At 46.3% G+C, this 14,426-nt stretch carries 12 protein-coding genes; 11 read left to right on the top strand and 1 reads right to left on the bottom strand.

What is annotated here, in order from left to right; genetic code table 11:
* Position 1 precedes the first annotated feature (1 nt).
* The 5 genes from CHY22_RS00620 (at position 2) to CHY22_RS00640 (ending at position 7,389) form a co-directional block, all read left to right on the top strand.
* Positions 2 to 1,408 carry an oligosaccharide flippase family protein gene (locus tag CHY22_RS00620; RefSeq protein WP_089571668.1) on the top strand — a complete coding sequence of 469 codons (1,407 nt, stop codon included), beginning with the start codon at positions 2 to 4 and terminating at the stop codon, positions 1,406 to 1,408.
* A 764-nt stretch (positions 1,409 to 2,172) separates the two neighbouring features.
* Positions 2,173 to 3,036: a hypothetical protein gene (locus tag CHY22_RS00625; protein ID WP_089571669.1), complete on the top strand. Its 864-nt coding sequence runs from the start codon at positions 2,173 to 2,175 to the stop codon at positions 3,034 to 3,036.
* 695 nt (positions 3,037 to 3,731) lie between these two features.
* Positions 3,732 to 5,504, top strand: a complete 1,773-nt coding sequence (locus tag CHY22_RS00630; RefSeq protein WP_089571670.1) for an ATP-binding protein — start codon at positions 3,732 to 3,734, stop codon at positions 5,502 to 5,504.
* Positions 5,505 to 5,534: 30 nt separating this feature from the next.
* Entirely contained in the window at positions 5,535 to 6,356 is an 822-nt protein-coding gene (locus tag CHY22_RS00635; protein ID WP_089571671.1) for a hypothetical protein, read from the top strand.
* An 88-nt stretch (positions 6,357 to 6,444) separates the two neighbouring features.
* Positions 6,445 to 7,389, top strand: a complete 945-nt coding sequence (locus tag CHY22_RS00640) for a hypothetical protein (protein WP_089571672.1) — start codon at positions 6,445 to 6,447, stop codon at positions 7,387 to 7,389.
* A 387-nt stretch (positions 7,390 to 7,776) separates the two neighbouring features.
* Here CHY22_RS00640 and CHY22_RS00650 read toward each other — a convergent pair whose 3' ends face one another.
* On the bottom strand, positions 7,777 to 8,847 hold the full coding sequence (locus CHY22_RS00650; RefSeq protein WP_089571674.1) for a P-loop NTPase fold protein: 1,071 nt from the start codon (positions 8,845 to 8,847) through the stop codon (positions 7,777 to 7,779).
* Between the two features lie 207 nt (positions 8,848 to 9,054).
* Between CHY22_RS00650 and CHY22_RS00655 the strand changes: the two genes are divergently transcribed.
* The 6 genes from CHY22_RS00655 to CHY22_RS00680 all read left to right on the top strand — a co-directional run bounded on the left by CHY22_RS00655 (position 9,055) and on the right by CHY22_RS00680 (position 14,397).
* Positions 9,055 to 9,657, top strand: coding sequence for a hypothetical protein (locus CHY22_RS00655; protein WP_143759187.1), 603 nt, complete (start codon positions 9,055 to 9,057; stop codon positions 9,655 to 9,657).
* A gap of 32 nt (positions 9,658 to 9,689) precedes the next feature.
* Positions 9,690 to 10,661, top strand: coding sequence for a hypothetical protein (locus tag CHY22_RS00660; protein WP_089571676.1), 972 nt, complete (start codon positions 9,690 to 9,692; stop codon positions 10,659 to 10,661).
* 202 nt (positions 10,662 to 10,863) lie between these two features.
* On the top strand, positions 10,864 to 11,769 hold the full coding sequence (locus CHY22_RS00665; protein WP_089571677.1) for an Abi family protein: 906 nt from the start codon (positions 10,864 to 10,866) through the stop codon (positions 11,767 to 11,769).
* Between the two features lie 1,331 nt (positions 11,770 to 13,100).
* Positions 13,101 to 13,448, top strand: coding sequence for a type II toxin-antitoxin system MqsR family toxin (locus CHY22_RS00670; protein WP_089571678.1), 348 nt, complete (start codon positions 13,101 to 13,103; stop codon positions 13,446 to 13,448).
* 10 nt (positions 13,449 to 13,458) lie between these two features.
* Entirely contained in the window at positions 13,459 to 13,971 is a 513-nt protein-coding gene (locus tag CHY22_RS00675; RefSeq protein WP_158551144.1) for a type II TA system antitoxin MqsA family protein, read from the top strand.
* On the top strand, positions 13,972 to 14,397 hold the full coding sequence (locus tag CHY22_RS00680) for a hypothetical protein (RefSeq protein ID WP_089571680.1): 426 nt from the start codon (positions 13,972 to 13,974) through the stop codon (positions 14,395 to 14,397).
* The last annotated feature ends 29 nt before the right edge of the window (positions 14,398 to 14,426 follow it).

Here is a 14,426-nt window from a genome sequence, read left to right on the forward strand (position 1 = left end):
TATGGCGAAAAAGCGTAATAAAGAGCTCGCGGTTAATGCGGGGCTTTTCGCCATTAGCTCTTTCGGCTCAAAGGCAATTTCATTTTTGCTTTTGCCGCTTTACACTGCGGTTCTTTCGACCGGGGATTACGGCACTGTAGACCTTATGAACAGCACTGTCAGCCTTCTGGTGCCGTTACTTACGTTAAATATCCAGGATGCCGTATTGCGGTTCGGATTGGGTAAGGATGCCGATCCGAAAGAGATTGTCTCTGTGGGACTTCGTATGGTAGCGGCAGGAGGGACTGTCCTGCTTTTGGTTGTCGCCGCGCTGCATTTTCTCGGCATCTTGCCTGTCGATGGGATTTATTGCGTATTCCTTGTAGGAATGTTTTACCTCTCTGCGCTATCCAACGTGGTCACTATGTATGTAAAGTCGCAAGACCACGTGCGTTCGCTTGTTGTAAGCGGGCTTGGAAACACGCTTATCATGAGCGTGTCAGCGGTTCTGCTGCTTGTCGTTTTTAAGATGGGCGTACTCGGCTACATGCTCTCGATGGCGCTTGGTTATCTGTTTTCTGTGCTGTATCTGTTTTGGGCGGGAAAGGTTTGGCAGTGTTTTGGGGTCGATATTCGGTCCGGCCTCATGCGCTCTATGATTGCTTTAAGTGCTCCTCTCGTTGCAAACAGCATCGCATGGTGGATTAATGATGTCAGCGACCGTTACGTTGTTACTTTGATTTGTGGTGCTGCAGCAAACGGTCTTTACGCAGTTGCCTATAAAATCCCTTCGATTTTGTCGACGCTGCAGTCTATCTTTTATAATGCATGGGCAATTTCCGCAGTTAAGGAGTTTGATCCCCAGGATTCTGATGGCTTTCTCGGGACGACCTATGAACTGTATTCCGGTGCAATTGCCATTGCGTGCTCAGTCATCATGTTGCTGGATATACCGCTGGCTCGAATTCTCTATTCGAACGACTTCTTTGATGCCTGGCGTTATGTTCCCCTATTGTTGGTCGGAGTTATGCTCAATGGCCTTTCTCTTTTTGAAGGGTGTTTATTTACTGCGGCTCGTAAAACAAAGGCAGTTTCTTGGACTACCGTAGTGGGGGCTACCGTTGGTATTGCGACCTGCATCGGCTTGACTCTGATAATAGGGGCCCTTGGCGCTGCCGTTGCGACCGTTGTAGGATATTTGGTTACTTGGTCAACAAGAACTGTAGTGATGACGCGCTACATTGCTCGAATTAAGGTTTCGTGGCAAGTTGAGATTGCAACTCTTCTGGCTTTAATCCTCCAAGCTCTTTTGGCAATGCAATGGGGCATGCAATTAATCCAAGTACCTATTCTTGCTGCAGTCGTGTTTCTGCGTCGTCGTCAGCTCATGAGCATTTGCGGTTTTGTTCGCAAAAAGGTCGCTAGTTGATAGGTGATGTTTCATTGTTCGCTGACTTCACTTACTTAGGATCTGCGAACTTGCGCTTGTAGGAATACTGCAACGAATCATCGCTGGATGAATTGGTTTATAGCATTTTAGATGCCGTCAATGGGCAACGTTATAAGCTCTTTGGCCTTTGTGAGGGTTGGAGATTTTTTCTGGACACCTGTGTAATCGTTGATCGTGCGTTTACTCGCAAGAAAAAATCGAGCCAGAAATTGCTTGGGCACTTAATGGGGCGATTGGGGGATAAGGGTGCTAGACTGATTCTCCCCGAGGTCATTCAACTCGAGTTGGAAAAGGTTCTGCGCGGTACCCGTTTCGGCTGTTCGCCCCGCCACCGCACAGCTGGTCTGCCTCGGCGTCCCTCACGGCGTTCACGTCTGCTCGGTGAGTCTGCGAAACAGCTCCTGCATGAATATGTCGCCGTCGTCGAAACGGGGCATGGCGTGTATGTCCGGCGTCGGGTCTAACAAGATTTCCGCAGCGGTCTTCGTACTTTCTCAGAACCTGTTGTTGTGGTGATTTGAGATTCTAGAACGAGGGCCGTTCTTCGTTAAACGGGCGCTGGGGCGTCACCCTTACGCCAACATTTCCGACGCGATCATTCTTTAATTCTTGCTGCGATTATGGAAGGGCTTTGTTTGTAAACGGTTCGAGAAAACTAAAGTAGAATTATTTTACGTTCATTGTCTGGTGCATGACGTTTTATCAATGTTGATTAATTGGCTTCATGTTGAGGCGTCTAATTGATGGGAAACGCTGTGCTTCAGGAATTATTTGGACCTTTGTCGAACGACTTGAACGCATTGGCAGATCTTGCGACTGCTGTCGCTCTTTTTGCTGCAATCGCTTCTTATCGGCTTGCTGTTAAGCAGATGCGTAACGATAGCTATATAAAAGCCTCTGAATGGTCCATTAATTTTGCCGATACTTTTAGGGCCGAAGTTCTGCCCAGGATGAAGCTATTCAGCTTCGTCTCTTCCGAAGTCTCCATTTATGCTCAAGCCGTTATGAGCCTATCGGTTCATTCTTTAAAGTCGTTTTCCGAAAAAGAATTCATCTCCATAGCCGGTACGTCAAGTTCGAACGTTAAACAAGGTTTGCTATCTTACTTGGCAAACAGTGAAAACCTTGAAAAGGCTGCCAGTAAGTATGCAGAGCTCGCAGAATTACATCCAACTATTTTTACGCCTGTCGATCGAGCCTCCATTGATAGCGAAACGTTTGCTTTACTTTTTAATAAAACGCTTACGGAGTTATCGAATTATCTGGAACAGCTGTCATTAATGGTTAATAGTGGGTTGGCTAATGAGGAGGTTCTATACCCGTCGTTTCATCGGCCTTTTTTCAGGGCCGTTAATTACGTCTTTCCCTTTTTGTGCTCCGTGAACAATGGCAGGGAAGTTGGGAATTACAGCTATACCCATATTGTTAAACTGATGGAAATATGGGGCGAGCGTGAACGTGAGATCGATCGTGGGGTTCAGACTTATCAGTTAAAAATTGATAGGGGCTATGAAATAAACAAAGAGATCGGACTAAAGGTTCAGGAGCCGTCGGCTGTTTCTAAACTGAGCTCAATAATCTTCGGTATATTCAAGAACAACAATTAGCAATGGGTGGATAAAAATAGCTCCAGTTCATGACTGGAGCTGAAACTGAAAACATATTGTGTGGCCTGATTCACGAACTTTAACGTTTGCTAACTAATGGTTATATGGAATACCCTCGACTTCTTCTTCCATATTTTCCTCCACTATTTATCTATAGCGTGTGCGAGTGATAACTGCGTACATGACCATCCTTTCTAGTAGTGGGCCAATTGCTGGGTTGCCGTCTTGGCTTTCTCTTATAACGCCCAGCGAGCTTTCTATTGAATGGGATCCGATGGGCTGTTGGCTAATAGCTAACTGTTCTCGGACACTCTCATATTTGAAATCTAGCCAGCGCTTGAGGCAATGATAATAGTTGTACGTTACTTTTTGTGAGTAAAGTAGTTTAATTGCTTTGAGGAAATCGGTGGACAGCATCTATCAACCGCTGGTAGATTTTCGATGACAAAAGCGTTGACAGTTTTAAGAAACCGGCTTCGCTTTCGATTGGTCAGCTTGGGTTCAGTCTAGTGTATCTGTTAAGTTAGATTCTCGTGAAGGAGCTTGGCCGTCTACTGCCTGATCGCACCGGTGCTGCCTTACTGCTATCGGTCCATTCTTTATAAAGGCGCCTATGCTCGCACGCTGAGAGCAGCGGTAATATTGCTGCTATGCGTACAGAAAGGACTGTGTCGTAAAGCAGAGAGGGGCTTACGATGGCGAAGATTACCGGTATTACGTGCAACCACGTTAAGGGGATTAACCATCTTGACGTGCCATGCGATTTTTACCCGAACAAGCCTAACTTTCTTGTGGCGCCTAACGGGTCGGGTAAGTCTTCGCTTGCGACGGCGTTTGCATCCCTTAACACCAGGCGGCTAAAATTGGCAGACGCGGATCGTTATAACGGGGAGGACTGGGACGACACCTCCTTGTCCGTGACTTTTGACGATGACGTGACATTAAGTGCTAATGCTGATTCGAATGAAATTGCGAGTAGGGTAGACGTGCAGGTCGTCCGCTCGGGATTGTACGCAAATATGACGAACCGCCGGGTGGGGCCAAGGGTTCTCAGTCAAACGAAGATGAGCGTTCAACAGTGCGTTCTGTACGAGAAGGTGCCAGCCACTGTCCGCTTGAACTATTCAGTCACTGCGGAGCGACAGAAATATGCGTCGATCTTACGCGGGAGAATGGATAACCTTGCCGAGGCATTCAAGAGCTATGAGTTCCTTAGCGAGCTACTCAGCTGCGATGCCGCTTTTAAAACGACTGAGGGTTCCCGATACGCTGCAGCAATCAATAATTTCTTCAAGGGCGTTATTTCGCTCGAAACGGGCATGGGCGGGGATATTAGTGAGGATGAAGTTCTCAGTTATATTTCTTTTGTAAAGCCACTGAGTTCAATCAAGGAAATCCTTGATCGTTGGTATCCCGAGAAGGGGGATATCTCGAACTACCTGAATGCGATACAGGTCAATAGGTTTATCGAGAAGAGGCGTAACGAGATAAAGGAAGCCTGTTCATATCTTCGATTCCGTAAGATTAAGGATGATATCAATGAGATGCTCCATTTGCTGAACAGAACCAGGTATGGGGTCGTGGCTAAAGTCAGGAACCATCAGCTCGTCGTTGATTTCCCCGATTGGGATGAGGCCTCTAACGGCGAGATTGACGTACTCCAGCTGTGTGTTGCACTATTTCGAGCAAGGGCGAAGTTTGGTGAGAAAGAAAACGCTCTATTGCTTATCGATGAGGTTTTCGATTACCTTGACGATGCCAATCTGCTTGTCGCCCAGCACTTCCTGCTGGAGATGATGAAGCAGTTCAAGAATTCCGGGAAGAACCTCTATGTCATCATCTTGACTCATCTTGACCCAGGACTCTTTAAGAGTTTTCGTTTCAAAAGCTTCCATACCTCATACATTCCTAATTCAGGTCGTGATTCTGTAAATGGGTGTTTGAATAAGCTGCTCGTTGACAGAAATAGGTGTAAGAAGGAGCTCTCTGATATTTATAATTCGGTCTCCTCCCATTACCTTCATTTCTCTGAGTGTGACACAGTCTCTGATAACGTCTTGGAATACATCGCTAAACAGGGGATTGAAGATGAGCTGAAGAGGCCTTCATCGTTTCGGAGTGTTATGGAGGCAAAGCTTGGCGACTACTTCTCTGGAAAGTCCTTTGCTCCATCGGAAGTGTGCTGTGGCATCAGGTTGGCTGTCGAGAGGCTCGGTTATGAGAGGCTGGCGGCAGATGATAAGCCTGGATTTCTGGAAATTAATACAGGGACCGAGGACAGGCTTCGATATGCGAGTGAGCATGGCGTTGATGTGCCAGAGACATTCCACCTGTTGGGCTCCATATACAACAGCTGCATGCATCTCTCCGGGAGGCCAGGCGAAACAGAGCTCGTCCAAAGAGAGCTAGGGAATAACATCATCAGACACATGATTGAGGTGTCGTTGAAGGAATTCGGCTGGGCATAGTTGGTTGTTTAATAGGTCGGAAGTGATTTCATGACACAGGCTGAATACTACATTGCGAGAATCGATGAGGCGCTACGCGCGTATGACGACCGTTCTGCGGGTGATCTTGTTAAGGAAATCATTGCCGTTTTTTCGAGCGCCGATTCGTTATTAATTTTGGGGCTTGATAGGGATAAGAGTAGGGCGATCGTACCTGGCCAGGTGGTCAGATACGATAATAAAGGTGATTTGAAGAAGCTTCGGGGAAAACTCCTTGTCCAGATGGAGTCTGAGCGTAAGAATCTGAAGTGTGATCCATTTTTTCTCGCTCTCGCATCTGTCGACGAAGATATTGATGAGTGCAATCGTCTAATTAGCAGTGGAAACGATGACGATCGTCGACGCTGCGTCGATCGTATGGTTCGGGTTTACGAGGTCGATATTAAGAACTTTGCCGTTGGCCTGAGTGGTTACGGGTTCGGCTCAGAAGAAGAGGATTTGCGTGATGATCTGGAGCTTATACTGGGTCACCTTAGGCATTACAGGGCTAAAATCGCTCTCGAGTCTGTGTCGGGAAGTATGAACACTGTGAATATTCAGGCTAGCGCTGTTAACCAGAATAGTGTGACGAATGTGCTGACTATTACTCAGGTTGCCGAGCAGGTCCAATCTATCCCGGAAAACGTTTTGAACGACGACCTTAAAAGAGAGCTAAAGTGCCTACTTCTCGATTTGGAAGCAGTCAAGAACAAGCCTAAGAAGGAAGCGGAAAGTCGCTTACAGAAAGTTCTTGCTTGGATGTCTGACAAGGGAGTTGACGTTGCGATAGCTGCTCTTCCTTACATTGTAAGCTTCATTGGCACGTTAGTATGATGCGTTACGAATGGTGGCTTTCAACGGTTAGATAACTTCGCCTATTGATCAATGCTCGAACGGTATTTCTTTCTTTGGAGGAATTTCTTTGGCGGACTTAGTACATGTGTTGCCGATTCAATCGGTTAGTGCCGAAGGCTGCGATGCACTTTCAAAGATTGAGTTACTTGAAGGCGATTCTGTCATCAAAATGAAAGAGTACTCCGATGTCGTGCGTTCTTTCTGGGAGGTCAATCAGCTTTATGAACAATTTCGATGGAACTACAGCGAATTGAGGCGTTTGGTTCCATGCGACCGGTCTGACATCTTGTCCGAGGGCTTTGCCGGCGGACGTTTTGGTGAGAGGATTGTTGTAAACGGCGCTTTTTGTAATTATGTATCAGCTGGCCGAGGTCTTATCGACAGAATGCAAGCCGTTATGCGTGAATACGACAAAGGTTCCAAAGACGAACTATATAAAGACTATTGGAAGTTGCCTTCTTCTTGGTATGACGGCGGCGGCCTTTACGTGTTTATGTATGAGATACGAAATCCCGTTCAGCATGGTCAAACCGTTGTTTCGCTTGTGAAAGAAAAAGGCTCTACCAGGGTTCGATTCGATCTTGACCAAATCGCTGACATGCGCGAATACAGTACCTCGGCAAAGCTGCGCGCGTTTTTAGATACGACTATTTCGAAGATTAAAGAGTGTGATCCGTCTGGTTCTCCGTTCCTTAGTTTTCGTTATACGAACATGGAATACAACAAGCTTGTGATTGAACTCTTCTGTCATTTTCTGCAATGTGCTGAACCTAGGATACGTGAAGTTCGTAGGGATACGGAACGTCTGCTTTCGCAGCACGATGGGGCGGTTGGCAGCTTAGGTGGCTCTTCTTTTGTTGCATATGTCGATGGTGACATGGCTCATGTTATTGATCAGATTGATGTTGATCCGGTTAAGCAACTAAAAGATATACGCCTAAAAGCGAAGAGACATCTAAAGGAAGCCCGAAATGCAGTTGCGGCTGAGCGCCGTTTCTATGCTTTCCGGTAAAGGACATAAGAACGTAATATGCATTTCAATGGTCTGGATGCCTGAGCGTTATCTGACTGAGAATGAGTTTAAACGGTGTATTAAGGACTAATGGTCAGCTGGTGGCGTCAGGCGCCGATACAAATCTTGATTGAAGTTTGTGTATGTAAGTTCGCTATTGCTGAGCTCCTCAATTCTCGGATCTCTATAGTCGTTAATGAATATCAATGTGCATACGTCTTCAACAAAACGTTTGCGCCTGGTTTCGATATCTTGCTTATATGGAAGCTCTTCTTTATTTGAACCCCACACTTCTTCAATCACTATATCGAGGCATTTAATAAAATGCTTGCTGTGCTTTGCGAACTCATAGACGGCACTGTAATTGGCGTTCGTTTTGACTTCGTATCAAGTGAGAGGCTCGTAGTAGGCGAGAATATTTAAAGCTGGTAGTAGACATAGGTTTGGGAAAAGTCTTGCTCTGCCGTTTCCACAAAACTCCTGGTGAGTATCGATGTAATCCAATTGTTTCTTTATTGGATCTGCAAGCCTGTTGCAAGTTCTTAACGATGCTTGTTTATTGCTGAGCAACTCATTCGTTATGTTTATATAACTTTGCGTATAGCCGTTATTTGCGCTGACACCCTTATACAGAAGGTAATCGGCCGGCTTTATCGAATCCAGCTCTAGGCGTTTGTCGTAAAAACGCTCGAGGTATTTTCTGCCTTCGAATTTTGGGCCATACACGCCTTGGAGGGAATGGCCCAGCTGAGTAATGTCTGTCGAATAAACCACAACGATATTTTCTTGCTGAAACAGGTTTTTTGTCTGCTCGAGCACCTTTATGGCGAATTCGGGTCGGCAGCGGTCGAGCTCGTCGATAAAGATGACGGCTCGGTTGGCTACCTCAGGTAGATTATTCTTAATGAGTTCGTCAATTTTGCCACGGAGCTCTTTTTCTTCTTTGTACCGTGCGAGAAAATCGGCGCCACTGAACTTATCAATGGCACCATTGATGTCACCGCTATATCCAATAAGGGAAGCAGCGGCTTCTAGGACGTTAATGATTCCCTTGCCGAAATCCTTTCCTTCCTTGACGCTCTCTTCGCCTACAGCGTTGGCGATAGAGGCCAATATGGGCAAGATCGGATTGTCGAAATGGTCCTCCTCCCACGCGTTGAAATAAATGGGCAGACATGGCGTCGCGGGGAGTTCCGTTGCGGTTTCTCCTAGTGTCGCGTTAAGTGTCTCTAAATCGGGGTCGAGAGTCGGATTTGCCATTTGCAGGACTCTCGCTACTTGCTTTACAAAGAATGTCTTGCCAGAACCCCAAGGCGCGTCAATAACAAAGGTATACGGAGGTTCAACCGCAATGAGCATCTTTAGAAAGTCCTCAATTTCTCTCTTTCGGTGATGCGGATCTTGGGTGAGGGCGATATCAATCGCTTCCGGCGTGGGTTCTTCGTCTACTCGTTTCATGGTGGCTGCCTTCTTTCTGTGGTCTTAGATTGCGTTTCGGTCTTATTCTTTCCGTAAATAGGATCGGTAGGTCTCTTCTTATCTGGCTTCCATCCGTAGGTTTTACCCTTTTAATGTTAAACAATGCCTAGACCTGCGATTTTGCATACGCAGCGAAGTGGTATGGTACTCGAGCTTATGCCGAGTTCTATTTACGTTGGGAGATTGATGGTGAACGAGTCCAGTGAGAGCGGGGACGGTGAGTTTAAAACCTCCGATGTCCTGATCACAGTTTTAACCTCTGCGGCGCTTCCGGTTGCCTCGCGCATCCTTACGCTTTCTTTTGGGGATAATTCCTTGTGGTCTGTCGACCGATTATTCATTATCTATTTTGCATCATTTTCAGGATGGATATTGAGGAGTTATTTCCAGCTTGTCGTGGAGAGAAGCGGAATGAGGGATAAAGGCTATAGGTTTATGGATTCAGACGCGGCGGGAAATGCTGTTTGGACGTTTCCCGTTGTTCTTGCCCTCTTTTGTTGGAATCTCATACCAGGTTTAATCACACTCCTTGCTATCTATGGCGTCGCAGCCTTTTTGCTCTTGAAGTATCAGAGTGTCTTTTGCATTGACGTGGGAAGAATGGGGTTTATCGGGTTATGTACGCTTCTTACTGTTGTCGTCATGGAAGTGGTCGTTGTAGGCTATCTGTCTGATCCGCCATCTGAAATATATCAATTCGTAATTTATACGATGACGTTAGTTCTTATTATTTCGTTTAATTATGCGCTCGATCGTTTTCGGATTAAACGCTTCGGTCGCAGGAAATAGGACCCGTGATCTTATAAGGGTATGAGGACAACATGGACACTTCTACAACAAATCAGTCGCTCGTATATCGCTTTGTCGATGTAGATCCCGAAGAAGGCTTGGACGCCAAGGACCTTTCTAAGTTCCTGAGCCAATTTGACGGACTGATAAAAGAGGTCGCTAAAGAGTCGGGCAGCTTAGACAAAACGACTTTAAAAGTGCGTCCATTTAAAGAAGGGTCTTTTATTGCGGAATTCGTGATCCATTGTGTGCCCGGATTGATTGACGCGTTAAACAGTGACGCTATATCTGCAATTAATAATGCCTGCGGTCTTGTGGAGGTTCTATTTGCTATATCGCACATAATTAAAAAAGTTAAAGGACATATCTCTAAATATAAACCAACTGACAATGGAACTTTCGTATATGGAGAGGGTTCGGACGCAGTCGTTGTTCCCGTTGAGATCCACGCGCTAGTCCAGTCCCCAGAAATCGCTGAGAAATTTTCTAAGGTCATCACTGGTCCGATGAAAACATTCAAGAGGCCTTCGAGGGAGATTGAGATTAAGATTGCCGGTAGTAAGGCTTCAGAGGATGCTATTTCTTTTTCTTCAAGCGAGGTGACTTATTTTGACAGCTATAAAGACGAAGCTTTGAAGGCAACGCAGGAAGAGACGGTTGAGTATTCGTCCCACAATATCTGGGTTCGACCGTTATTTGGTTCCTACGGTGGAGATGTTTCCGGATATACATTTGAGTCGGGCTACGAGGACGAGCATCGAACATACAATAAGGTTCAAATAGACGACTGTGATTTTCTCGAACGTGTTCGAGATGGTGAGTATCGCTTAAATAGTGGCGACCTAATGCGTGTCGATATGACCATTAAAGAGGTCATTAATTTGAGGACGCAAAAAGTCCGAACCGCCGCATGCCATATAACTAAAGTTAGAGATTACCGCCCGATGAAAAGATGTGAACAGCTGACCTTTGCTGACTTTGCGGACGAGGAGAATAATGATTGATGTGCCGAATCAGGCTATTTGAATAATAGATGGATTAGGTCGAAACGCTGAATGTAATTCCTGCATGCGCCGCAATAGCGATGAATTTAGGGTACTATATCAATAGTGATACAGTCATCGTGGACTCTAAGTGAGGCGATGACAAAGAAGGGTCGTTGTCCGGAGGCTTCCGGCAACGGCCCTTTGATTTTAGGAGCTTGTTTTGGCAAAAGAGTTTAAGACTTTCGCTCAACTAATTGAACTCCTAGAGAGCCGTGGGGTGGCGACTGATGCTGCCACGGTAGATTGCCTGAGACGTGAAAGTTATTATGCAGTTGTAAACGGCTACAAAGCCCCCTTTCTTGACAAAAATGCTGGGCAGTCTACGTCCTGTGATGTTTTTAGGGAAGGCACTTCATTTAAGAACATTTATGATTTATTCCTGTTTGACAGGGAACTTAGGCAACTTACGTTTTCGTATCTCGCGAGGGCCGAAGCTGTGCTCAAGAACGCCGTCGTGTATTCGTTTTGTGATCAATATCGCACTTCGGATGCCTATCTGAATCGGGCTAATTATGTCGAGCCTAAAGATATGCTTGTGCCCAAGGCGTTTCGAGGTAATAAAAAGAAGCAGCATTCGAAGAGGCTTGCTGATCTTGTAAATATTCTGAAAGACAAGCTGGCAGATGAGCAGCGCATGCGTCCCTTCGTGAGACATTATTTGAATAAATACGGCGCAGTCCCATTATGGGTTCTTCAGAACGATCTGACATTTGGCAATATTTCACATTTCTATCAGCTTCAAAAACGCGGCGTTCAGAATGCTGCCTGTAAGTTGATTGGCCAAACGGCAAATAGAAATCAAAGACTCGAGCCGTTAGTGCTGCTTCGTGTCTTTCAGGTTCTTTCTGGCTATAGGAATTTTTGCGCGCATGACGAGCGGCTCTATTGTGCGGTAGTAAGAGGGGCAAGGTTTTCCGATATGTACTCCTTGCTCTGCCGTGTTCTGCCCGACGACGAGACGAAAGCAATGCTTGATGAATTAGGTGAGCTTGTTGGATCTTATCGTGGGCTAATTGCGCAAGATGTTTTATATAGCGTATTTAAAGAGATGAACATCAGGGTGTAAAGAAAGTTTCAATAACGCCGATGACAATTGGACCGCCGCATCCACGGCGCTTCTTCTGCTGGGAATAGCGATTCTCGGTGCTGTACTTCTCTGCGAGATGGTGTAGCATACCTAGCTATCATACAAAAGCTCTGTGTGAGCTTTAAGGGTGACGCTTTCGACAAGAGAGTGTTGCCCTTTTTTCATGTATGTATTGTTCGGTGTGCTTGTCTTCCGATGTAGAAGCCGCTCAAAGTAGTCATATCGCATGATGCCGATCCAGCCATCGGTGCACCCGAGCTCCTCGATCAATCGCCCGGTAATCACGACAGTGCTGCTAACGATGTTACTCTCTCACACTGTGAGCATGCAGTAGATCGGTAAGAGCCAGTTAACGTAGATGCTCATCCAGTATGCTAAAGACGCTTCCAATGGATCGCCCTGCTCGGCGGGTAGATTATGATAATAGCAAGCTGCGTTCATGCAGATTCGCGAAAGATACTGACTGTTCTCTTAAATTGAATTGACCCCTTGGAACCCGGGCGATAGAGTAAATGAGCGGTATTGACGTAGTCAACCTACGGGCCTGCGTCCTGCGGAGAGGCGGCTGTTCTTCTGGATGGCCGTCTCTCTTCATTGCGCTCATGATGAGAAACTATATTGCGCTGAGGCTGGCGGACGTAAAAACGTTAATGACGTCCTGATGGCTGTTGGGCCCACAGACAAACAAAGGCTATCGGCTAGAATATAGGCAATTGCGGTGTAAGCCTTCGGGCGACACCTGAAGAGGGTTGATGCGTCGGCCCTCTTTTTGTTTGGATGTAAGAATTGGCGCGTCAAAACTTGCATCTCAATTGAGAAAAGACGAAATGGCGGGTGTTTTTCTGCTCACATGTAACTTTACTGACGCATTGCTGCTCAGCCTTAATTCGCTGCGGCTTGCCGGTAAGGGATTGACTGAGATTGGGTTTTTCCTTAATGTTCCTACTGTGATGAGGCCCTGCGACGGTACGTCCGGCTTGGTCCGTGGAAACCGCCGAAAGGCGGTTTTTGCGTTTAAGGGACCGCTTTCCAAAGGGTATTATCGCGTTTTCGCTTTGGGGCAGTAGGTTATTATTGCCGTTTCCGGAAGTGCAGGGAAAAGTCGGAAACCTCCGAGCACAACCTGATTTTTGGCAACAAAACTGTAGGTTGCGAAAGCCTAAAACCGGAGTCTGGTCGACCGACCTTGATTTTCCCGCACTTCCGGATGGTCCCATAATGCGGCAATGCTCTTGACTGGAACGCCATATTGAGTTGCCAATTGGCAACAAGACGAATATAGTTAGCATCATGTTAACTAAGGGGTGGTTATGAATCGAACCAAGCTCCGACCGACATATTCACTTGACGAAGCGAAGTCTTTGGCTCGCTCGGGAAAGATGATTGTAAATGGTAGGGTGCGCAGACACCTGATGAATCAGTTTGGTTATTTGGACATCGATCATTTCCTTGCTGACCTATTTGATTATCTGAAGCCTGACGATTTTAGAAAATCCATCGCGCTCGATATGGATGGGCCTCTGCATGATGTTTACGCAGATGTCTTCGTGTGCCGAGGTTTTGAATACGAGGATTGGTACGTTAAGTTTTCAATTGATTCCGAAGGCAATGCGCATTTAAACGTTTTGTCTGCGAACATCGATGGATACATTCATTAAAGGAGGAGTCATGCGTTGCATGGAATGCGGCAAAGAAATGCAATTTACCACGGCGCCAATGACTGAAATTTACCGTGGCGAGAAAATTACTGTAAAAGGAATTGAGCATTATGTTTGCGAGTGCGGCAACGATGAAATGACCGCTGCGGAGGCGACTAAGCTTGCCCATGCGCTTGCCGCGCAATACGCCAAGGCTCATGAGTTTCTATCTCCCTCGGAAATAAAGCATTTGCGCTCCGATCTTGGTTTGACTCAGCATGAGTTTGAGTCGCTATTAGGGGTTTCAAAACCCACGGCGTCTCGTTGGGAGAACGGGGCATCGCAGCAATCTATTACCGCAAATAACCTTATGAAGCTCATTCGAGATGTTCCTGAGGTGCGCACTTATCTGGGACTTTCTTCTGGTGAGATGGCCTCAAGACTTAATACATCACGATTTTCGGTGATACTGGGAGGAGAAGCCCCGGCTTATAGGGACTCGGCTCCTTTGGCAGATGAGAATGCCTTTCGATTGGAGATGTAAATGGAATCGCTTCAGAAGCAACGCATTGAATCTCCGTTGATTACATGCGTGACCAGAAAAGTGGACAGTTTATCATTTGATGGCGGGATGATTCCGAAAGAGGGCGTCAATAAGTCTGACGTTGAATGCAACGTCCGAAATGCTATTACCAGTGCATTTTCGGACGAAAACGGAACCAGGTTTCGTCAGCTCAATTTAGTTATAGAGCTTCTACCTAGCAATGAGGGTCATTACTATCGTTCCGAAATATCCGTTTCCGGCATATATCGCGCTCCTGCGGATTTAGATGACGACGCTTTTGATAAAGAGGCGCTTAGTACCGGCATGCAGGATCTGTATTCCTACGCAAGGGGCATTATTGAAAATGTATCAGCTGGTGGAGTGTGGGGGCCGCTTTATCTGCCGCAGATTGGTTTCACTATCTAGCTCTCGATGCCCTCACATTCCCTAAAAAG

The organism is Collinsella sp. TF06-26, from assembly GCF_002232035.1.
Taxonomy (GTDB): domain Bacteria; phylum Actinomycetota; class Coriobacteriia; order Coriobacteriales; family Coriobacteriaceae; genus Collinsella.

Excerpts from the sequence above, each read along its gene's own strand:
- CHY22_RS00620 (WP_089571668.1), top strand. The coding sequence starts at position 2 with ATGGCGAAAAAGCGTAATAAAGAGCTCGCGGTTAATGCGGGGCTTTTC.
- CHY22_RS00625 (WP_089571669.1), top strand. The coding sequence starts at position 2,173 with ATGGGAAACGCTGTGCTTCAGGAATTATTTGGACCTTTGTCGAACGAC.
- CHY22_RS00630 (WP_089571670.1), top strand. The coding sequence starts at position 3,732 with ATGGCGAAGATTACCGGTATTACGTGCAACCACGTTAAGGGGATTAAC.
- CHY22_RS00635 (WP_089571671.1), top strand. The coding sequence starts at position 5,535 with ATGACACAGGCTGAATACTACATTGCGAGAATCGATGAGGCGCTACGC.
- CHY22_RS00650 (WP_089571674.1), bottom strand. The coding sequence starts at position 8,847 with ATGAAACGAGTAGACGAAGAACCCACGCCGGAAGCGATTGATATCGCC.
- CHY22_RS00655 (WP_143759187.1), top strand. The coding sequence starts at position 9,055 with ATGGTGAACGAGTCCAGTGAGAGCGGGGACGGTGAGTTTAAAACCTCC.
- CHY22_RS00660 (WP_089571676.1), top strand. The coding sequence starts at position 9,690 with ATGGACACTTCTACAACAAATCAGTCGCTCGTATATCGCTTTGTCGAT.
- CHY22_RS00670 (WP_089571678.1), top strand. The coding sequence starts at position 13,101 with ATGAATCGAACCAAGCTCCGACCGACATATTCACTTGACGAAGCGAAG.
- CHY22_RS00675 (WP_158551144.1), top strand. The coding sequence starts at position 13,459 with ATGCGTTGCATGGAATGCGGCAAAGAAATGCAATTTACCACGGCGCCA.
- CHY22_RS00680 (WP_089571680.1), top strand. The coding sequence starts at position 13,972 with ATGGAATCGCTTCAGAAGCAACGCATTGAATCTCCGTTGATTACATGC.